General features: G+C 41.7%; 15 protein-coding genes and 2 CRISPR repeat arrays. Of the genes, 12 read left to right on the top strand and 3 right to left on the bottom strand.

Annotated elements, in window-relative coordinates; all coding sequences use genetic code 11:
* Nucleotides 1-103 precede the first annotated feature (103 nt).
* The 8 genes from LAY57_RS30345 to LAY57_RS30310 all read left to right on the top strand — a co-directional run bounded on the left by LAY57_RS30345 (nucleotide 104) and on the right by LAY57_RS30310 (nucleotide 8,396).
* Nucleotides 104-1,027, top strand: a complete 924-nt coding sequence (locus LAY57_RS30345; RefSeq protein WP_249070915.1) for a Cas10/Cmr2 second palm domain-containing protein — start codon at nucleotides 104-106, stop codon at nucleotides 1,025-1,027.
* Nucleotides 1,021-2,151 carry a type III-B CRISPR module-associated Cmr3 family protein gene (locus LAY57_RS30340; protein ID WP_249070914.1) on the top strand — a complete coding sequence of 377 codons (1,131 nt, stop codon included), beginning with the start codon at nucleotides 1,021-1,023 and terminating at the stop codon, nucleotides 2,149-2,151. Before LAY57_RS30345 ends, LAY57_RS30340 begins: the two co-directional genes overlap by 7 nt.
* Nucleotides 2,138-2,734: a hypothetical protein gene (locus tag LAY57_RS30335; RefSeq protein WP_249070913.1), complete on the top strand. Its 597-nt coding sequence runs from the start codon at nucleotides 2,138-2,140 to the stop codon at nucleotides 2,732-2,734. The genes LAY57_RS30340 and LAY57_RS30335 overlap by 14 nt, the downstream gene beginning before the upstream one ends.
* Nucleotides 2,735-3,676 (top strand): RAMP superfamily CRISPR-associated protein, encoded by a 942-nt coding sequence (locus tag LAY57_RS30330; protein ID WP_249070912.1) that lies wholly within the window; start codon nucleotides 2,735-2,737, stop codon nucleotides 3,674-3,676.
* A 2-nt stretch (nucleotides 3,677-3,678) separates the two neighbouring features.
* Nucleotides 3,679-4,044: a hypothetical protein gene (locus tag LAY57_RS30325; protein WP_249070911.1), complete on the top strand. Its 366-nt coding sequence runs from the start codon at nucleotides 3,679-3,681 to the stop codon at nucleotides 4,042-4,044.
* A 28-nt stretch (nucleotides 4,045-4,072) separates the two neighbouring features.
* Entirely contained in the window at nucleotides 4,073-6,139 is a 2,067-nt protein-coding gene (locus LAY57_RS30320; protein ID WP_249070910.1) for a hypothetical protein, read from the top strand.
* Nucleotides 6,136-7,359, top strand: a complete 1,224-nt coding sequence (csx2, locus tag LAY57_RS30315) for a TIGR02221 family CRISPR-associated protein (protein ID WP_249070909.1) — start codon at nucleotides 6,136-6,138, stop codon at nucleotides 7,357-7,359. The genes LAY57_RS30320 and csx2 overlap by 4 nt, the downstream gene beginning before the upstream one ends.
* Before the next feature lie 146 nt (nucleotides 7,360-7,505).
* On the top strand, nucleotides 7,506-8,396 hold the full coding sequence (locus LAY57_RS30310; protein ID WP_249070908.1) for a hypothetical protein: 891 nt from the start codon (nucleotides 7,506-7,508) through the stop codon (nucleotides 8,394-8,396).
* Between the two features lie 511 nt (nucleotides 8,397-8,907).
* A CRISPR array of direct repeats spans nucleotides 8,908-13,794; the repeat unit is 36 nt; unit sequence CCCTACCGATTGGGTTAAATCGGATTAGTTGGAAAC.
* A gap of 103 nt (nucleotides 13,795-13,897) precedes the next feature.
* Here the strand turns inward: LAY57_RS30310 and LAY57_RS30305 are convergent.
* The 3 genes from LAY57_RS30305 to LAY57_RS30295 form a co-directional block, all read right to left on the bottom strand.
* The gene (locus LAY57_RS30305; protein ID WP_249070907.1) at nucleotides 13,898-14,974 is read right to left on the bottom strand and encodes a putative CRISPR-associated protein; all 1,077 of its coding nucleotides are present in this window, start codon (nucleotides 14,972-14,974) and stop codon (nucleotides 13,898-13,900) included.
* 130 nt (nucleotides 14,975-15,104) lie between these two features.
* Nucleotides 15,105-15,683 carry an HD domain-containing protein gene (locus LAY57_RS30300; protein WP_249070906.1) on the bottom strand — a complete coding sequence of 193 codons (579 nt, stop codon included), beginning with the start codon at nucleotides 15,681-15,683 and terminating at the stop codon, nucleotides 15,105-15,107.
* 80 nt (nucleotides 15,684-15,763) lie between these two features.
* Nucleotides 15,764-17,230, bottom strand: coding sequence for a TIGR03985 family CRISPR-associated protein (locus LAY57_RS30295; RefSeq protein WP_249070905.1), 1,467 nt, complete (start codon nucleotides 17,228-17,230; stop codon nucleotides 15,764-15,766).
* A gap of 176 nt (nucleotides 17,231-17,406) precedes the next feature.
* On the opposite strand from LAY57_RS30295, the gene LAY57_RS30290 reads away from it, so the two are divergent.
* The 4 genes from LAY57_RS30290 to LAY57_RS30280 all read left to right on the top strand — a co-directional run.
* Nucleotides 17,407-18,711 carry a hypothetical protein gene (locus tag LAY57_RS30290; protein ID WP_249070904.1) on the top strand — a complete coding sequence of 435 codons (1,305 nt, stop codon included), beginning with the start codon at nucleotides 17,407-17,409 and terminating at the stop codon, nucleotides 18,709-18,711.
* Between the two features lie 166 nt (nucleotides 18,712-18,877).
* Nucleotides 18,878-19,600 (top strand): hypothetical protein, encoded by a 723-nt coding sequence (locus LAY57_RS30285; RefSeq protein ID WP_249070903.1) that lies wholly within the window; start codon nucleotides 18,878-18,880, stop codon nucleotides 19,598-19,600.
* A gap of 1,200 nt (nucleotides 19,601-20,800) precedes the next feature.
* Nucleotides 20,801-21,433: a CRISPR direct-repeat array (repeat unit 36 nt; unit sequence GTTTCCAACTAATCCGATTTAACCCAATCGGTAGGG).
* 85 nt (nucleotides 21,434-21,518) lie between these two features.
* Complete coding sequence (locus LAY57_RS35985) at nucleotides 21,519-21,641, top strand: hypothetical protein (protein ID WP_275994406.1); 123 nt, start codon at nucleotides 21,519-21,521, stop codon at nucleotides 21,639-21,641.
* 169 nt (nucleotides 21,642-21,810) lie between these two features.
* Nucleotides 21,811-22,320 (top strand): IS607 family transposase (locus tag LAY57_RS30280; RefSeq protein WP_249070902.1); only part of this gene is annotated, 510 nt, incomplete at its 3' end.

Raw genomic sequence — 22,320 nt, 5'->3', positions numbered from 1 at the left:
TCTTTTTACTTTCATCTCTTGGATATAGGAGTTTAGACTAACCGCGCTTAAAAGCGCGGTTAGTCTAAACTCCAGTCATAACATTGGCATTAAGCTGACAGAAGTGCCGCGCACGTTTCGCGATTTAAGACGTTGGGAAGAAGAAGGAGAAACTCAGGTTATTCCCGAAGAATCAGAAAATCAATGGACGGGGTGGTTTCAAGGAGATGGAGACAAAGCAGGTGATTATTTGAAAAGTTTGAAAGACAAGGGAGAAGATGAAGCTGAATCATTACACAAATTCAGTTATGCCATGCTGAATTGGGGTGAAAGGCATCTGAAACGAAGCTTACCTAAAAATTTAGGGCGAATTGTTTATGCAGGAGGCGATGATTTATTTGGAGTTTTTTATCGAATTGGAGAGCCAAAATTAATTGCTTCTGACTGCTTGGAATGGTTTTATAAATTTAAGTCAGATAATGCAAATTATTTAGATACTTGGAGACATCATCGGGAACCTATTACTGTCAGTGTAGGTTTTGTATGGACTGCGCCGAATGTACCGCAGCGAGATGTATTGCAACATTGTCGGGAGGCAGAAAAATCAGCCAAAAGTAAAGGACGCGATCGCCTCGCCTTGCGGGTGCTATTTAACGGTGGTAACTGGATAGAATGGGTGTGTCCTTGGTGGTTGTTGCAAACAGTAATTGATGGATATCGCGATCGCGATGGCGGCAAAAACTGGGGGCATATTTATGAAGATGTCGCGGTGCTAAAGTCACGTCATGCTTTTAGCGATCAAAATATTAGCATTGCTGAGGGATTATTTGAAGTTTACTTTGTTAAGGGAAAAGAAGAAGAAAAACAAAAAGAACTCCGAAAGATTTTAACCGATCAAATATGGAACAACGATGAGACTAAGAAATCTGGAATTCTCGGAGAAAGGAAATTTTATGAAGACAATGGAGTATTAAACAAAGAAAAAGTTAATAAAGCCATCAATAACTGGATAATCAATTTAGCAAAAGTAGGATTTCATTTATGTTAAAACACCTAATTGTCATTGAACCATTAGGTTTCCTCTATGGTAGCGCCGGAAGATTTTTATCACCAGAAAACTTAGTCGGACGTTCTGGCACTAGCTTCCCTCCCAGTGCTGCTACTTTATCGGGAATCTTTGCTGCTTCCTTACCGCCGGAGGAAATCAGGAATTTGCAGTTGGCGGGGCCGTTTTGGGCGTGGAATCGGAACCCGCAAAACTTTTATGTTCCTACTCCTTTTAACTGCTTAGTAAAAGACAAAAAAATTCATCAGCAAATGGAGTGGCATTGCTCAGTGAAGGATCGAGATGTTCAACCTACGATCAAAAATTTGAAATGGCAAGTAAAGAATGAAAAGGGAGAATGGCAAACGCCAGATAATGATAAATTTGAAAAAGGAACTTGGATAGCCATATCCGACTGGCAAAAATTACGCGATCGCGAAAATCCTCCTGTTGTTAGAGAAAAAGATGAAAAAGATGAAACTTTTATTTGGAAATTCGTCCCTCACCTGCATCCGCGACTGCAAGAGGATCAAAGACGAGTTGTAGATCCTGAAGAGGAACAAGGTAGTTTATTCTTAGAAAATGGAGTACAATTAAACCCTGATGCTTGTCTAATTTATCTCTCTAATACTGAAATTAAGAATGGCTGGTATCGCTTTGGCGGTGAGGGGCATTTAGTAGACTTACGCTGTGAGGATATCTGCCCAACTGTTACCGATTTACTCAATCAAGATTTAGGGCGTAGCTTTGCATTAATTACACCGGCTGTCTGGGGTTCCCAACGCTTATCTTATCGTGCCCCTAATCGAGACAATGACGATAAGTTAAGTTGGCCAGATAATAAATGTGCGATTCTTACTGAACGCCCTACTCCTACGCGCTATCGTTTAGGCAATAGTCCTAATGCGAAATCAGGCGAAGCTAAAACCCTATCACGAGGTCGATATGCTATACCCGCAGGTACAGTTTATGTTTTAGAAAAGCCTCTCGGAAATTGGCAATCTTGGCCGGAAGAGTGGTTTCCGAAAGAAGGTGTTTCATTTAAACGTTGGGGCTGTGGTTTAGCACTACCATTAGATCCCAAACCAAAGGATAATGAAGGGGGAAAATCCAATGGCCTACAGTGATTTTACCTTAGAAAAAGCACAAAAAGCTTTTGATTTGACTATTTCAGAAGATGTAGACTTATTTGCCAACGTTCCTCAGTTAGAACCCACTCCCTTACTCACAGAATTTTTACAAGACAATGCACAATTGGCTTTAAAAATCAATACGGAAAAAGCGCGATCGGAAATGATTATTGCCCCGATTTTGCTAGACTTGAGAAAACAGGTTGCCTCAAAAATCAGCTTGTTTTCGGGAGTAGATTTTAATGTTGATTTTGAACGGGGGTTAAATGGAACTTGCGATTATATCATTAGTAATTCGACAGAACAGTTATTTGTGAAATCCCCTGTGATTGTTCTGGTAGAGGCTAAAAAGGAAAATATTGTCGCGGGGTTGGGTCAATGCGCTTCTGAAATGTTGGCGGCTCAAATTTTTAACGAACGGGAGGGAAATGAAATACCAGTTATCTTAGGAGTAGTTACTTCTGGTAATATTTGGAGGTTCTTACAATTGTCGGAAAAACAACTCAAGGTTGACGCGACAGAGTATTATCTGAAAGATGTCAGTAAAGTTTTGGGAATTTTTGCAAAGGGAGTACAATAAATGTATCACAAAGCTTACGGAATTATTGAAACTTTAGCCCCGCTTCATGTGGGTGCAAGTGCGGGGGAAGAAACGGGGAATTTGAACTTGATTTTCCGCGATCAGTTTACGCAGACTGGGATTATTCCTGGTAGTTCGATTCGGGGACGGTTTCGGGCGGATATGCGTCTAGTTCGCCAAAAATGGCTAGAAGAAGAATTAATAAGGAGAGGAGAAAAAATTCCCGCAACCTTTAGTTTTATAAATGCACAAGGTCAGGAAGAAACAAGAACAAAATTAGAATGGTTAGAGATGAAAGCCAAACAACTTAAGATCAATGTACCACCCGATAAGAATGAAAACCTCTGGTATGGACATGAAGCTGTTAAAGGCGAAGCTGATAGCACAACTGAATCGTTGGTAAAATTTGAGTATGCCTCAATCTTGTGGTTGCCAGTATTTTGTCCAGGACAGCCGATTGTTTGGGTGAGTTGTCCTCGATTACTAAAACGCTACAAACGCATTGTAGGAGAGACAATAAAAGCTGACCTCCCAGCACCTTACACCAGTTCACAAAAATTGGAAAGAAATAAGCTATTCTTCAATTTTGGTTTTATAACCATTGATAATCGAAAGCACAATTTATCTGAATGGTTTCCCGATAACCAAGAACGTCCAGCCGTTGTGGTTGGGGATGATGAAATTGCTATGATTCACGACATGGCACTGTATCGTCAAACCAGAGTCACGCTGGAGAAGGAAGAAAAACGAGTTGAAGACGGTAAATTTTTCAATACAGAGGCACTACCTGAAGAAACAATTTTGGTATTTCCAATTGCTCATAAACTAGATAAAGACGGTAATTCATGGAAGCCGTTTACAAGTACCGATATCTATCTGGGTGGGTTGGAATCAATTGGGTTTGGTCATTGTCAGCTAACACTAACACTAAAAGGAGTATAACAATGGGTTGGGAACCTTACAAATTGGATAAAGAGGCGCATGATTTGGTCTGGAAACGAAAAGACCAGCGAGATGTCTTGGGTCAGGTCTACAAAATGCGAACTACAGTAGCGTATGGCTTAGAACGTTTTTGGGGAGAACAGCTTCGATTAGATGGTGAAGAAGCAGACTATTGGAAAGCAACTTGGGACAAATTAGTTGAAATTATGGCACTAGCTGATATTGAAATTCCAAACAAAAATGATCGCTCTGAGCAAATCTCCGAGTTATGGAAATTTTCAATAGACGATCGCAAAGTTGCGATCGCAGTCTTAACCCAACTTTGTGACTGCATGGTGTGGTGGACACAACGCTATAAAAAAGCGTGAACTAAATATAGAACTGGAGAACAATCAAATGCCAGATGCACCCAATCTCTATCCAAAGCCAGAGCGTAAACTGGATACAGAACAGAAGAATAATCAAATAACTAATAAACCTGACAAAAAATCTCACCCGCAAAAAATCATAGAAAGTCCTTCTGGAACACAAACTCCTCAAAAACCTTCTGCTAAAAAACAACCTCTCCACATCCAATCCGGCGCAGTTGCCAAAGATGTTCCTCTGATGTTTCAGGCACAAATTCCAGATCGGGGAAATATTCAGTATGTTGGAAAAGAGAAGGAAGAGCCTGCCTATGAGCGTTGGGTTAAGCAATGGCTAGAGGGCTGTCCCCCTCAACCAAAAAAGGTAGGTAAGGCAATTGGGAAGCCGAAACTCTTTCAACCTATTGGTTCTGACGCTGCTCCTACGCAGCCTACGCTTCCTCCAGCAACCGTTCAATTTACTCTCAAACTACCAAAGTTTGGTTCTCATGTGGAAATCTGGGAATACGAGATTCGTTGGCGAATGGTAACTAATGGCGGACAAGATGAAGGAATAATTCGTCCGGTGATGGGTGCAAAAGGAATGCCATTTTTTCCAGGTTCTAGCATGAAGGGGGCATTTAGGAGAGCCTGTCAAGATCAGACTAAATGTCAACGTTACTGTGGCGGTGAAGTTACGGTAAAAGGTGAGAAACGAACTAAACCGGGAATCTTGCGTTTTCATGGTGGCTACCCTGTAGATATGTCTTGGGCACAGTGCGATCGCCTTGTAGACATTGCACATGGTCAACAACCCTATCAGGTAGGGATGAAAGATACTAAAGAAAAGGGTGAGAATGCAAATGTTCAAATTTCTCTCTATCAGCCTAAGTTTAAGTTTGGTATTTCCTGTATTGAAACATTGACTCCAAAAGAATGGCAGGAAATTCAAAAAATTTGGGAAAAGGCTTTAGGTAGTGGTATTGGTTCGCGGGTGAGTGCCGGGTATGGATATGCCAACCGCGTTAATCAAGATGGTTCTGTTGAACCCCTTGAAAATAGCGATCGCATTCTTTTGTCTATCCATCTCAACGGGCAAGGTTTATCATCTCAGTTGCTTTTGAAAGAACATGAACAAGATAAACATAAAACGCCTGAATTTCGCCCTAATATGTTCAAGGCTGTCCTGAGAGGTCACACATTACGTTTGCTAGGTGGGATAACGGATGAGCAAACCGCACAGATTTTAACTAAAAAACTTTGGGGTGGAATTCCTGAAAAAAGCGAAGATAGTAAAACTGAAGCGACTGTTGGTTGTATAGGAATTAATTTCACAACAGTAGAAGGTAAACTCTGTACCAAAGGCAAGCACACTTATCAACAATACAATAATAAATTGAATAAGCTTGTCACAGTTGAGATGCCAATCTATCAATTGCAGAATGGTAGACTCAATCTGCTCAAAATAGGCAAAGTTAACCCACAGCTAGAAAAATTTATTATTAGTCTAGTCAAATTTTCTGTTTTACTTGGAGGCTTTGGCAAATCTTGGCGACGGATTCACCATAAACTGTTTTACCCTAGCTATTTCGATAATAAGAATAAACCTATGATCGGGTGTGATTGGAAATTTGCACAGGGTTCAGAACAGTATTACATTCCAGTAACCAATCTGAGTGACATTACCAAGTTTATTACCAACATTCGGGAACAAGCGATCGCCTGGGTACGATCGGAAGTTAAAAACTACCAGCCAAACAGCTATGTGGAAAATTGGCGGGAAGCATGGCATCCCAATAAAGTACAAGTTTGGGGCAGGATTGCAAATAATAAGCAAAGTTTGGCAGTCCAATGGTTCCATGAAACAGACAGATTGAAAGGTTCATCTTTGGCTGGAGAGATGGGACAAATCGGGCGAATCTGGCATCGGATGTATCCACGATATATCATCAAAGATGGCAAGTTGATTTGTTTAGAAAATGAATTTATGGAGATATTGACGATATTTCCTAATGATCTGCATGACGATCAATCCAAGCAATTTATGGAATTTTTAGCTACTGGCAATAGTGGCTTTAAGCAAATTGAGCCCACCTGGGGAAACGAGCCTAAATTATGAGTCTAAAAATCATCACCTTTCTAGGTGCAGCACCCGCCACCTTCACCACTACCTACGCCTTTAAAGATCGCAATGGCAAAGAAACAAAATATGATGGTAAAGTGTTTCCAGAAGCACTGCGGCAATTTTGTGGCGAAGATAAATATGACTTGATGTTAGTCTGCCTAACTGAAAAAGCTAAAACAGTAAATTGGCCGGTGCTAGAAGCACTTAACGACCCCAGAATTCAAGCGGTTGATATCCCCACTGGTAATAATACTGCCGAAATGTGGCAAATATTTACTATTATTACAGGGTATATTGAGAGGGGCGATCGCGTGATTTTTGACATCACTCACGGTTTGCGATCGCTCCCTTTTCTCGTCTTCTTATTTGCCGCCTATCTCAAAACAGCTAAACAAGTAACAATTGAGGCAATTTATTATGGCGCTTTTGATTTAAAATCCGAAAATAACGGATTAGCACCTGTTATCGATTTATCAGAATTTGTATCCATGATCGACTGGATTGCTGCCAGTAACCAATTTGTGGAAACGGGAGATGCAAGGCAGTTATCTCAACTCCTTAATCCCAATAGCGACAAATTAGGTGCTAATAAAAATGCAGCAGGAAGTCTTTTTAATTTATCATTAGCTACCTTACTTTGTCGGCCTTTAGAATTGGGTAATCGAGCAGATAATTTAGTTAAAGATTTGTTGGAAGCGGAAAAACAGCAGCCGAATCGAGTTGTCCCCTTTGAACTGTTGCGGCAACAAGTTAATCAAACATTCAGTTCCTTTGTAGGTAACTTAGATAATGATGCGAAGGCAGCATTGCAAGCTCAATTTAGGTTAATTAAATGGTATCATAAGAACAATCGTATCATTGAAGCAATGACTCTGGCTAGGGAGTGGTTGTTATCTGCTGTCAATTATAAGTTAGAGGGAAGTGTAGATATTGATAATCGACATACCCGTGAAGATATTAGTGATGCACTTTGGGATATAGGTCAGAATAGACCGCCAAGAGAACTAAAAGATGAGGGCAGAAAGATTCACAAATGGCCGGAAAAAAGACAATTAATTGCTGTGTGGCATAAGGTGCGAACTCTGCGGAATACTCTCGACCATGCTGGATATGAAAGGCACGCTCCAAATGCTAGTAAAATAGTTCAGAGTGCGAATCAAGCAATTAATTCTTTATCTGAATTAGCAGAGTGTTGGGGTTTGGGAGATAGTTGAGTATGGTAAAGTGCGATCGCATTTTATAGAAACCCTCAAGGTAGTTATAATATTCTAAGTTACTGCAACTCGCTTATTCTATTTCCTTCTTCCCTTAGTCCCTATAGGACTTATGCACTGAACCATTAGAAAAAAGTAAACTAGCCATGAAACGCAAAAGTTTTTTAAATATCTTCAAGATTATTTCAGAGCCGGCTCGTTCTCCGGTGATTTATTTCCTACTTTACTTTTTTATTGTTACTCCTTTTTTAGGGTTATTTATCAATGGTTTATCGACTGTTATTTTTGAGGCAGGGTGTACTTTATTGGCAGAAAACTTTGGGTTTACTAAAGTGTTCTGGCAGTTTTGGGTAGCGGTAGCTTTTGCCGGATTACTTGTGTTCTTACTAATGATTTCTCAGGTGCCGCAATTAATCCGAGAAGTGCGCGATCGCGTTTTCAATCAGCCACCACAAATTAATACAAATGAATTGAGAGAAACGTTTCCCGGTTTAATTGTTTTAGCAAGTCCAACTCCGAAAAATGGAACTCGACCAACACCCGCAGAAGTAGTTATTAGGCATCATCTTCAAAACGGAAAACTTCAGCACTGCTGGATTATTTGTACCGACCAATCGTTACCGGAAGCGCAGAATATTATTGATAAATTAGTTAAGGAAAAAAAGTGTAAGAGTCAAATTTTTCACTATCCTGAGTTAGTTACTCAAAATCTTTTAGTTAAAGAGGAAGTTTTGGATTTATTAGTACCAAACGATCGCGCTGACGATCCCAACTACATTTGTGAATTAGTTGATGCAATCTATGGGGAGGCTAAAGCTCTATATAACATGGATAATTCACAAATTATTACCGATTATACAGGCGCAACGAAATCAATGACTGCGGGCGTTATTTTAGCCTGTACTCATCCTGACAGGAGGCTGCAATATATTAGCCAAAACACAGATAAATTGATTGAGGTCGAAATCAGTTATAACCTAAAACCTCTCAAGAATCACCGCCGTTTACAGTTAGGTGCTAAATCTCAGAAACGATAAAAGATTTGTCCATTTCTACATTCTTAAGACTACCGTACCACTAATTGCTTGTACAGAGAGAGGGTGATCGTGAGCGATCGAGGTGCGTCGATCGCTCAATACTTCTTCTCCGTTACTCTAAAATGCTCAAAACCCTTGCACAATCAGGCTTTTGTAGAATTGGATACCTTGGCTACCCTCATCGACGCACCTTTTTACCCCCTATCCTCTCGGTTTGACTCTTTGGTGTGCAGGTAGGTCGATCGCTCTGCCTTCCTAAGACATCAAAATCGCTTAAATTATTGCTGTATATAGGTTTGGGCTGACATGGGGTAATGCTCGGATCGCGATCGACGCACCTCATCCAACTCCCAAAACCATACTAAAATCGTCAAAGTGCGTCGATGCCTTGCCTAGACTGGATTTGAGCCATGTTGTTGACCTCATTTTTGATGCCGATGTATGATGTTTTTACCAGGTGCGTCGATTTGACGCCTGTAACCCGCTCTGGATATAGGCTCTGCGACGAACTCCCTACCGATTGGGTTAAATCGGATTAGTTGGAAACGCGTGGTCTACTGGGCATGTTATTGCCCAGATACCCTACCGATTGGGTTAAATCGGATTAGTTGGAAACGATTATATCCAACATTTGCTTTATCCTCGTAACTAATACCCTACCGATTGGGTTAAATCGGATTAGTTGGAAACGAAAAAGCTTCGTCACGGTTACCAGAATTCATCAACCCTACCGATTGGGTTAAATCGGATTAGTTGGAAACAAACGTTAAATCGGATTAGTTGGAAACAAAAGATGGAGGACCCCTACCGATTGGGTTAAATCGGATTAGTTGGAAACTTTCTCCCTTCAAAAGAGTTTCGACAGATTGCATAACCCCTACCGATTGGGTTAAATCGGATTAGTTGGAAACATTTTACTCAGCAAGACGGCAACGGGCTTTCCCCCTACCGATTGGGTTAAATCGGATTAGTTGGAAACTAAACTTTATCTGCATTTGGAAAAACCAATTTGCATGCCCTACCGATTGGGTTAAATCGGATTAGTTGGAAACCTTCTGAGCTAATATTCTCAGAAATCCCACAAGCGACCCTACCGATTGGGTTAAATCGGATTAGTTGGAAACCATGCCGACTGGCCGGCGATGGCTACCACCACCAAAAGAACCCTACCGATTGGGTTAAATCGGATTAGTTGGAAACTAGAATCCACACATCCAGCGGATTTTGTCTTTATCCCCCTACCGATTGGGTTAAATCGGATTAGTTGGAAACAAGATGAACCTGGGCTGATTTAACTTTCCCGCTAGGTCCCTACCGATTGGGTTAAATCGGATTAGTTGGAAACTTTTGATAACAGTCGGTCACCGGCTTACCTTTTCTCCCTACCGATTGGGTTAAATCGGATTAGTTGGAAACGATCTGTTAAGATTTTTCATCTTGTTTGGATATTTGTACCCTACCGATTGGGTTAAATCGGATTAGTTGGAAACGTTTCCATACCCGTAGCGATCCCGGACTCTTGCCCAATGGCCCTACCGATTGGGTTAAATCGGATTAGTTGGAAACACGAAGCTCTTCACTCCCTAGCAGCTGGCTTAGTTCCCTACCGATTGGGTTAAATCGGATTAGTTGGAAACTTTTGGAGCTTCTTTGAATTGTTGAGCAGCTTTCGCCCCTACCGATTGGGTTAAATCGGATTAGTTGGAAACGTTGTTACCGTTAACACTGTGGTCAGTGGTATCAGACCCTACCGATTGGGTTAAATCGGATTAGTTGGAAACACTAAGTGCCTTGATTAACACAGGTTTTTCAAATTGCTCCCTACCGATTGGGTTAAATCGGATTAGTTGGAAACAAAGTGCTTCGGGTCAGCATAAACCAAATCAAAAAAAAAACCCTACCGATTGGGTTAAATCGGATTAGTTGGAAACATGGGAGCAGCCGTTAACAGCATTTCTGTTACCCTACCGATTGGGTTAAATCGGATTAGTTGGAAACGTTAACTGGTTCCACGCGAAGCATGTTCGACCGCACCCGCATCCCTACCGATTGGGTTAAATCGGATTAGTTGGAAACAGAAGCATGCCGGTCGTCTCACTGAAGAGATCGGACATGGCCCCTACCGATTGGGTTAAATCGGATTAGTTGGAAACTCAGAGTAGAGGACATTTTCGACGATCATTGTTTCCGAACCCTACCGATTGGGTTAAATCGGATTAGTTGGAAACCACTGGAGATGAAGCAACCCTCTCCGTTTGAATTACTGTCACCCCTACCGATTGGGTTAAATCGGATTAGTTGGAAACCCTGTCAAGGGTGGGTTTTACTGTATGTACATTGCCCCTACCGATTGGGTTAAATCGGATTAGTTGGAAACGTTTGATGTGGTAGACCATAGTTTGTTTACAGGTATTAGCCCTACCGATTGGGTTAAATCGGATTAGTTGGAAACCGTCTTTTTGGACGAACCCAGAACGACCTTCACAGACCTGTTCCCTACCGATTGGGTTAAATCGGATTAGTTGGAAACAAAGAATACCAACCAACTTCAATTTCTTCTGCATGCCCTACCGATTGGGTTAAATCGGATTAGTTGGAAACATCAAGCCGGCACCTATAGTAGTCTTCATGATTTGCTCCCCTACCGATTGGGTTAAATCGGATTAGTTGGAAACAAGATAGGGCCTTGAGACCTTAAGAATTGTTTGAGCCCTACCGATTGGGTTAAATCGGATTAGTTGGAAACAATTCAACATCAGAGACTCCAGAAAAGTGAGAGGTTTACCCTACCGATTGGGTTAAATCGGATTAGTTGGAAACCAATGTAATTAAACAAAGAACAAAGGAAGCTCATTCCCTACCGATTGGGTTAAATCGGATTAGTTGGAAACAAATATTTCCGATCTCTGCACAGAAAAACTAGGATTCCCTACCGATTGGGTTAAATCGGATTAGTTGGAAACAGCAATACCAGCAACGATCCCAACAACATTTTTCAAACCCTACCGATTGGGTTAAATCGGATTAGTTGGAAACCTTCCTAGAGCAATAGGAAGAGCGGAAGGGGCAAGAACCCTACCGATTGGGTTAAATCGGATTAGTTGGAAACTTTTCAAGCAGTTCTTTCGACGTAAACATGCAATTCCCTACCGATTGGGTTAAATCGGATTAGTTGGAAACGCCGTATAGTCAGTGGGCGACCACATGTCAAAAATCCCTACCGATTGGGTTAAATCGGATTAGTTGGAAACGTAGGGTTAATTGAAATCTCTAGACCCTTTAAACAAAATAGAAGGCCCTACCGATTGGGTTAAATCGGATTAGTTGGAAACGTTAATTAGACGGCCTAGTTCTGCTTCAGATTGTACTCCCTACCGATTGGGTTAAATCGGATTAGTTGGAAACGCCCAGGTGGCAGCGGGTGTGTGGGACGAAATTATTATCCCCTACCGATTGGGTTAAATCGGATTAGTTGGAAACGCGCACGGATTTTCTCCTAGTGTGAATGTGAGCCTGAGCGGCCCTACCGATTGGGTTAAATCGGATTAGTTGGAAACATTTGGAAGGCAAGAGGGCAGATTGTAGCAAGAAGTTGATCCCTACCGATTGGGTTAAATCGGATTAGTTGGAAACTTTCTTCCGCATCTTTTTTCTCTCCTTCTGATAAAGCCCCCTACCGATTGGGTTAAATCGGATTAGTTGGAAACGATAAGAGGATTTAAACTCACCCGTGTCCAGACAGATCCCCTACCGATTGGGTTAAATCGGATTAGTTGGAAACATTTGACATTCGGAGTAAAACTCCAAATGTCATCAACCCTACCGATTGGGTTAAATCGGATTAGTTGGAAACCCGTTACTAGTGTCTCCTCAATTTTCGGGACATCCCTACCGATTGGGTTAAATCGGATTAGTTGGAAACTTCTTGTTCCTCACGATTGAGGCGAGGGTTACGATTATTTCCCCTACCGATTGGGTTAAATCGGATTAGTTGGAAACCATAATAAGGAAGCTCGGGTGCGCAGCTGACGTTGCCCTACCGATTGGGTTAAATCGGATTAGTTGGAAACACTAAGTCCAGTACTTTCATACTTTTTTGCACTTTCCCTACCGATTGGGTTAAATCGGATTAGTTGGAAACTCAGTTGAAGGAAAAACAGCTGTTGGATGTTGTCCCTACCGATTGGGTTAAATCGGATTAGTTGGAAACGGCAAGAGCAACCACGGAAATGGAAACAGTCAGAAGCCCTACCGATTGGGTTAAATCGGATTAGTTGGAAACAGTTCGCCATCGGTACCCATAAAGATACCAACGGCCACCCTACCGATTGGGTTAAATCGGATTAGTTGGAAACTTTTTTTAGCTCCACCGGTTTTCAAGCTCTTCAAAAGCCCTACCGATTGGGTTAAATCGGATTAGTTGGAAACACAGAGAACTTCATGCCCATCCCATTATCACCAGAGCCCTACCGATTGGGTTAAATCGGATTAGTTGGAAACGCGAACAAAGTGTTTGCGTGGCTGGGGTTAGCCACATTTTTTCCCACCGATTGGGTTAATTCGGATTAGTTGGAAACGTCCAAGGCACCACCCGAGCAGAAACCTTTTCCAGGGGTGTCCCCACCGATTGGGTTAATTCGGATTAGTTGGAAACAGTTTAGGTAATGATTCAAATGGATTCGGATCAACAAACCCCACCGATTGGGTTAATTCGGATTAGTTGGAAACTTTTCTTCTTCATTGGAGGACGACTCGGAGTCGTCCCCCCACCGATTGGGTTAATTCGGATTAGTTGGAAACAAAAGAGTCCCGTCGGAAAGCTTCGTTTTTAATAAAATGCCCCACCGATTGGGTTAATTCGGATTAGTTGGAAACTTAATGCCTCCGTTTCCGCCAATCAGAGTGTCGTCACCCCCCACCGATTGGGTTAATTCGGATTAGTTGGAAACCTATTCCACCTCCTTGCGGCTGCTGGGGCTGATTTTTTTCCCCACCGATTGGGTTAATTCGGATTAGTTGGAAACTGTATTTGGCAAGGGAAGTCTTGCGCCTGGAGATTTTGACCCCCACCGATTGGGTTAATTCGGATTAGTTGGAAACCAGAACTAACCCTGCTGGCAACAGGGAGCCAAAAAACTCTACCCCACCGATTGGGTTAATTCGGATTAGTTGGAAACCTGGCACTGGTGTGGTAATTGCGGATAGTAATTACCGCCCCACCGATTGGGTTAATTCGGATTAGTTGGAAACGTTTCTTTTCAACGCTCGCAAGAAAAACATCATATGCCCCACCGATTGGGTTAATTCGGATTAGTTGGAAACAACTTTGTAATTATCTTTCCCTACTTTAATCACACCCTTACCCCACCGATTGGGTTAATTCGGATTAGTTGGAAACGATAAAAAAATAGCTCCCTCCGAACAGAGAGAGCTATTTTTGGACTGAGAAAAAAGTTATAAAATTCTCAACCTAAAAGAGCTATCGCACTTCCCAGCTTTGCCTATTGAAGCAGTAAAGGACGAATGTAGCGATCGCAAAATCTCAAAGTCTGAGCCTGTCCCCGTGCAGTCGTGCGAATTGTAATATTAGTTGCCTTCTCATTATCAGCCCACAAAACGCGAATTGAACCATCATCGTCAACCTTCTTCACTCGTTTCATCGTAGTTGGTTCAAAATAGCCCCCAACAATTTCTTCTACTGCTTCAAATTGAGCCACTTTTTGAGCAAATGCCTTCGTACCTTTAGGATAATGATGCTTAACTTCATCCAAAGAACTCGAAATTTTATCAGTCACAGCAATCTTAGAAGGTGCCGAATCTTCCAGTAATTCCGCAACTTCCCGTTGTTGCGCCACTCGTTTCCAGAGAATTTCACCCGCTGGAGAAAGAAATACATCACCATCAGCATCAACAGGTAAAAGCAACTGCAAAATACGTTGCCTATCCCATTCCGCAACTGCTTTTAAACGTTGGTCAATTTCCAGTTCCTTTCTCGGCTCTCCATCCAGCCACTCAAAAAAGCTTTCGTATTCAATCAATAAATCAATATTCCAACTGATAGGCAAAGCCGGAAAAGTGACTGGTTGCTGAAAAAACTGATATATGTATTTAACAGGTACTTGGAAAATCATCCCCACCATTGTAGTATAAGCAACTTCTGCCTTAAAACCACCTGTGGCATTAATAATGACTTCCCGCTGCTCTCGCTGTGCTTTGCCAATCTCCTCAATCAGAATATTAACTAATTCTCGCAAACCTCGCCGCTCAAATTGAGCTTCATTTTGCTCTAATGGTAACTGTCTCTGTCGCACATTGTGCCACTTTTCGCCTTCCAAATATCGCTGAACTTCTTTAACACAGCGTTCCCCTTCTGGCGTTGTAGTATATAATAAAACTACTTCATCATCTGGATAAGCCATTTTAAGTAAAGAGTTGGTTTCTGCTGTAGCTGCTACTGCACCCACTTGCTTAAAAAATTGCCTTAATTCGTCTTCAGTGATGGCTTTTTTGTCCTTCTTGAAATGCCTTTCTGCATTAGTCAAAAGTGAAGTCCCCGTAGTCGTAATAATTGTTCGCATGATTTTTCCTAACATCAAAATATGGAAAAAGATAAGCAGCATAATACCAATAAGTAGATTTGTTAAAGTTATCGGTATTTGCCCCTCGTAATAATCTAACATATTTGTACAGGTTTAGAATATAATCAAGTTATCTACTCTGTTCCAATTGAGCAATAATTCTTTCTAATTCTGACAATAAAAAGTTAGAGCTATCCTGGTTATACACCTCCAGCAAACTCTGATAAAACCATAAAGTACCTTCTTTTCCCCCTTTGAATTTTTGCCAAACTGCATCGCCATGTTGATACAAATCAGCTAAAATCGACCGGGCATTATGTAGTTTATCTGCCATTGACACGCGCAGTACGGATGGGGAAGCGTAACGCATTTGTTTGATATATTGTAATTTGCGCTCGTGCCAAGGTGGTTTAGGTATTGTATCAGATTCCGTGCAACCGTCCACAATATCCGTAACTCTTTCACCAAATAGTATCAAAATAGCTTGGCGAGTTTCTGCACCGCCGCAATCTTCAATACTATCATGTAAAAGTGCCGCAATTGCTTCATCTTCATCTCCGCCATCTTCTAATACCAACGCTGCTACGCTTAACAGGTGACTGATGTAAGGAATATCGCTACCTTTTCTAACTTGATTAGCGTGAATTTGAGTAGCATAAACTAAAGCTTGTTCAAACCGAGTTGAGAGTTTTGGTATTTTAGTATTCATGGTCATTTGTCATTTGTCATTTGTCATTTGTCATTGGTAATAGATAATTTTTTTTCCTATTACCTATTACCCACAACCTATTACCCTTGGTAAAGCTTCCAAGTATCTTCGATATCTTTAGCCATACGCGATCGCAATGACCAAGGAAGTAAAACTTCTACCTTGGCTCCCCATGCTCTCAAACGCATGATTACATTATTATCATCTGTGCGATAATTAACTCGACAGTAAATATCTTCGGGAGAACGAGAATAGAAAACCTTTAAAATTTCCGGCTTTCGTTCCGAATCTATCCGAGCATTAAGAATCTGGCTCTCAGCATATTTATATGGGATTTTCGTAAAAAGTTCATCCCGTTCTGTTCCCTCAATGTAGCGATAATGGAAATAGCGATCGAACCGCAATAATAGTAACTCTTGTGGCTTATAAAAATCAAATCCCCAAGCGTCATTACGGTAATTTTCAATTTGGTTCGGTGTTTTGGATTGACAAACTAATTGGGTAAACCCCTCAATATTCACTTCATCCCACTTTAACTGCTGCAAACTTTGAATGCGATCGAGCCGATAATCATACCAATCAATTTTACCATCATCTTTTGGGGTTTGACCAAACGCAAACAAATAAGGAGCGCGATGTGAATAGTAAATGCACACCGGATAAACTATATATTCTTCTCCTCGATCGTGATAATTTTGATAGTTCTTTGCACTGACATAAGTAATTTTTACAGGCGGGATCTGCGGTTGATGCCAAATAGATTTTAGCTGTTTACGCAAGGTATTAATTTGCTGGCAAAACTGGCGATGAACAATATACTCGATATCCAAAAAAAAGCGCTGTTCGCCGTTAATTTTCTGCCCAAAATCTTCAAAGAAATCAGCCAAATCGTTAGCGAGTGCATTTCTAACGACCGTTGTACCAGGAGCGAGAATAGCATTTTCTGGGTAAATAGCAACCTGGGGAAAATCTTTCACCAGGGAATACACAATTTTAAACTTTTTACCCTGACCTTCCTTAATTGCTTGCGCTTGCAACCATCCCATTTCCACCAAAGCTTTGAAGTCGTACTGAATATTTTTACTGGTGATGGCAAATAAACGACCTGACGGTAATCGTTTCTGATTTTTGCGATTCTTTTCGGCTTGGGGAATTATGCCAAAAGATAGCAAGTTATCTAAATCTTGTCCTGTCATTGGGTAAAGATTTAGGAACCTACATTGCCATTCTTCTGCATTCATACCCGAATCGGGATTGAATAGCCAATCACGAATAGTTTTAGCACAAGGACATTGCGGATCGTGAGCGAGCGGAATCTTGTAATCTTTATGATCGGTATCAGTTTGGGTGAAAAATAGTTTATTCCAATCGCTGTAAGTGAACTTTTTATTGAGTTGTAACCGAATCGGATCTGTTTCGTCGCCGTAAAGCGATCGCAATATCACCCACAACCGCACTGCTTTGGGCAAATTCTGTCTCAAAGAACCGCGTGCCAACACCTGCAACAGTTCTACTGTAGGTTGAAAGTCAAAGGTTTTACCAGACATAAATTTCCAGTGTTACTCTACTTGTAGGGTGCGTCAGACTTTGGTTATAGATCGATGATTGAGAGTTTCGTCTTCTGACGCACCCTACTCTACTTCTTTAAACTAACCAACTATGGAAACCCCCCTTTCCATATTCGTGCGAAAGTAAAATAGTCAACGCAGGTCAGGGAAAACCAATGACTACTTATCAAATCAGATTAGAGGGAGATACGTTAAAAGTAGATTTTGCCAAAAATGCAGACGGCGAACTAATTCCAGCCGATGGCGATCGAATTGTGCGGGATGCGGCGGCGCGTTTGCACCAAATGATAGCTGCTGGGGAACTGCAAGGCGGAAATCTGCTCAAAATCGACGGCAGAATATCGGTGCTAGCCAGTTATACTTTAGCTCACGAAGTCGCGCACCTATATCGAGCGATCGCTGTTTCGGATACTCGTTTGAGTGCTTACGTTGTTGTCATCAGTACCGCTACGGAGTATCCCGTAGGTAGTCGAATTGACTTTCAAACTGGTGAAGTTAAACAAGTAGCTACGATGGATGATAGTTATCCCTCATTTTTAATCTATTGGGAAGATGATGTTTTAATTGCCAAAATTAACAATGGCGTCAAAGCTGATGGCGATCGAATTTTACTAGATGCAGAAGCACAATTGGGAAAATTAATTAGTTCGGGACAATTACCCGGTGGTAAACGACTGCTGAAAATTAACGGACGCGCCACCGTCTTGGCTAGTTTTGCAATTGCCAATAAAATTGCTCATCTATATAGTAGCGTAGCAGTTTTCGACCCCAAGTTGGGAGATAAAGGATTAGATAGATATGTGGTGGCGATCGGTCATACTAAAGATTACCAAGTTGGGGATACCTTTGATGTAGATTATGACCCGCAGCCTACAGTTAAAGCTGTCTTATGTGGGCCATCCAATACCGGAAAAACGGTACTGCGAGATGGTTTAAAAGCAGCTATTTTAAATTTGAACAATGCACCAGCCGATTTCTATGCCATTTCAGGTTGTCCCGATGGTGATGGTTCTTGGTACTCGGAAACTGTCGCCAAATATCCAGAGTTAGCTACTAAATTAAAGGAAGAGTACAAAGCTAAGTTTACCCCCGAATTCGCCCAAGCTAAAGCACGAGAAATTAAAGTGATTAAAAATTCACTGTTGTTATTTGACGTAGGCGGTAAAATTCCCAGCGATGAAAATAAACTTATCATGTCTCAAGCTACTCACGCCATTATTTTAGCTAAGACAGAAGATGATGCGATCGCTTGGCAAGAGCTTTGTCAGAAACAATTGGAAAACCCTTTACCTGTAATTGCAATTATCTACAGCAATTTGTATGGTAATTCAGATACAATTACCAACAAAGAACCTGTGCTGACAGGTAGCGTTCATCAATTGGCGCGGGGAAAAGATGTTTCAACTCGCCCAATGGTGCAAGCTTTGGCTAACCTATTGGTAAAGTTGACTAAATCTTAACCTGTTCGTCGGTAATAGCAGACAATTTTTATAAGCCGCTTCAACGAAGCGGCTTTTGGCATTTTTGGGAAGTCCCCCTTTCCATAGTCTTGGTTAAATTTAATTATCAAAGTTGATTGAGAAAACAAGTTGAAAATCATCAAGATTACTAATTTGGAGTTTCAATATGAAAAGTAAATTACTGCAAATGCTTGTTTTTGGTTCCACTACTTTTCTAGTTGGTTGCCAAGCACTTTCATTGTCACAGCAGGTGAGTTCTATACCTAATGCAGAGGGAAATATTAAAAGGAATGCTCTATGCCAATCTTTTAACTTGGGAGATAACTTGCGAGCGCAACTAAATTCGACTTCTTTACAGTTAAATTTGCCTGTAGCCCGATTCAATAATTCTGCCCAAGGTCGATCGGTAGTAATACTGCCGGTAACTGATGACTCTATCCGTTTCTTTTGGGTGCGACAAGATAGCCGGGGAAAATGGTCTATAGCTGAAAAACAGACAGTAATGCAGGTTCAACCGGGACGCTTGGATGCTTCTCCTATGCACCGACTGCACTACAACGCTCAACAGCAAAAAGTAGTGCTGTTTCTTACCTTACCTACTCCTTATTGGCAACAACACATTACTATTCAACCAGTTTTGTCAGAAAGCGAATCGCGCTGGGGTCGAATTCAGCCTTTTAATACCCGACTTAGTGCTGGTGGTTTCCTTCACCCTTTCCGAGGGATTGATAGAGGTTTATCTGGCAATACTTTGCCGAAAGAACTAGCTGAAGTTATGAACCAGATCGAACCGGGTTCAATATATGTCCCTCGCATTTATGGTGACAAAGTTACGTTGCTAAAGCCGAATTTGGTCAATCGTCCCCTCTGTCCTTTAGCCCGGTCTTAATACTTGCAATTATTCACTTTTACACGCCACTTTATTTACACTATGAATCGAGACAAAAAAAACTACCGTAATAACGGTCATCAACCTCAAGTATCCGGTAGATATGCCAAGCGGATGCAAAATCCAAAAAGGCAAGTAAGTGCTGATTACACTGAAGTAATTGAGCGCGATACAGTTCCCAAGCCACAAACCCAACCTCCATTAGCACCGGAGTGGGCAGAATTAAATGATGGTTTGGCAACTAACACCAATTCGGCTGTCATAAATACTCAAGAAAATGGAAAACTTGAGCCTACCACTACTTCTAATTTTGCCAACGAACCAGATTTTTGGAATAAAGCATTAGTAGCAGTATTAAGTATTTTTTATGTAGCCACTTTAGTTTCAACTTATGTTTCCAGCAGTTTGTTGCTGTATTTACTCAGTGGAGGGGCAGGTATTGCCATTCCCATGTTTGGAACTCAAATACCCATTACCGAAGCTGTAGCTTTGATGGGTACGGGAATTTTGGAGGGTACATCTTTAAGCGATGCTTACCTCGACCACAAAAAACTTCTGATCGGAAATCTTCAATTGATTTCTCGTTTTGGGCGTTTTTCGGCTTTTGTCGCGCAGGGTTTGTTGTACTACATGGCACTGGGGCAGTTGTTGTTTGCCACGGCAGATGTTAGCAGTTTGGGAACGCAAGGTTTACAAGACGATCGAAAGTCTTCCGATCCTCAAGCGGCACTCGTATTAAACCCTCCTACTGCGTTGCACGGTGTATTTGTTGGCACTGTCAGCTTTGCTTGGAGTTTTGGCACTACTTATATTGGGCCTACTGCTTTGCTTGTAGCGATCGATCGCCTACGTCGGAAACGATTTCAAAAAGCTCAACAATCCCCACAGAGTAATACTAAGAGTGGTGAACAATCAACTGAAATTAAACCTTTACTCAATTATTGGCACAACCAAATCAGCAAAGAAATTCAAATTAAGCTGTACAACAAGCTGATGGAACATCAGGTTGAGGAGATGAAATTACTTCAGCGTGCTATTGAGCGAGGATTGGTTGAAATTGCTAATCTTCCCGAAGAAGTTCGACGTTACGGTTTGTCGATCGCGCAAAATACTCCCAAAGAACTCTTAGAAAAAGCCAGACTAACTCCAGATCTAGCAGCTTCACTTTTCAAACCGCCAACGATACCAAGTTCGCCAACTGATTCCAACTAATCCAATTTAACCCAATCGGTAGGGCCGTCAACATTTTTGTTGACGGTGGTCTACGAGCAGTTTCCACCCCTACCGATTTAACCCAATCGGTAGGGGTGGGGAGGCTGCGGTACGAAACGTACCGCCAACACTAAGCCCGTTTCCAACTAATCCGATTTAACCCAATCGGTAGGGAAACGTTAAATTTTGCGGCATAGCTCCCGCACCGACTGTTTCCAACTAATCCGATTTAACCCAATCGGTAGGGGTAAACTTAGACACCTTAGAGTTGCTGCCAGGGAGTTTCCAACTAATCCGATTTAACCCAATCGGTAGGGCTGTCAATCCTGTTGGACAAACCAACAACAAATAAAGAAGTAGTTTCCAACTAATCCGATTTAACCCAATCGGTAGGGATAATTTGGCCGTAGCTTTAGCAAAAGATTTCCCTGAACTGGTTTCCAACTAATCCGATTTAACCCAATCGGTAGGGATTGTCATCCAAAGCTTGATCAAGTTGCTTTGAAGTGGTTTCCAACTAATCCGATTTAACCCAATCGGTAGGGTTGATCCTGTAAGTTTTTCCGGTGTCGACATTGCAGTCGAGTTTCCAACTAATCCGATTTAACCCAATCGGTAGGGAGTTCGTCGCAGAGCCTATATCCAGAGAGGGTTACAGGCGTCAAATCGACGCACCTGGTAAAAACATCATACATCGGCATCAAAAATGAGGTCAACAACATGGCTCAAATCCAGTCTAGGTAAGGCATCGACGCAAGTTCACCAACATTGGAGGTTTCAGGATTTGGCTGAGGTGCGTCGATCGCGATCGCACCTACTCCTCAAGTAACCGCAAACCTAGATATAGCAATGATTTTAGCTAGTTCGAGCGGGGATGGAGTTTAAGAAATCGACCTATCTACACACCTTCAGCAACTACTGGGTTTTTAGAGGTTATTAGCTAGTTAAAATTTTGTTAACTAATGCTCACTAACGATTACTAATGCTATACTTTAGGTATGGCATATATTCCACTCAGAAAAGCGGTCGAATTTCTGGGGTTGCATCCTAATACGTTGAGGCGATATGCAGATGAAGGGAAGATCAAAAGCATTAAAAACCAAGCAGGGCAAAGGCTCTACGATATCGAGTCCTATATTAGAGGCGATTCAATTAGAGTTGCCACTGTTTGCTACTGTCGAGTCTCTTCCTCAAAGCAGCGAGACGACCTCAACCGACAAATCATCTATATGCAATCCCTCTACCCAGAAGCTGAAATCATCAAAGACATCGGAAGCGGGCTTAACTTCAAAAGGAAAGGACTGCGCTCCTTACTGGACAGACTTATGCGCGGAGATCAGCTCACGCTTATTGTTGCCTGTCGTGACCGACTCGCTAGGTTTGGATTCGAGCTTATTCAGTATTTGGTTGAGCAAAACGGTGGACAAATCTTGGTTCTCAACCAAACTGTATACTGCCCATCCTCAGAACTTACCCAAGATTTACTCAGCATCCTCCACGTCTTCTCT

It is taken from the genome of Argonema antarcticum A004/B2, from assembly GCF_023333585.1.
GTDB classification, from domain to species: Bacteria; Cyanobacteriota; Cyanobacteriia; order Cyanobacteriales; family Aerosakkonemataceae; genus Argonema; species Argonema antarcticum.
This window is presented reverse-complemented; position numbering and strand designations above follow the sequence as displayed.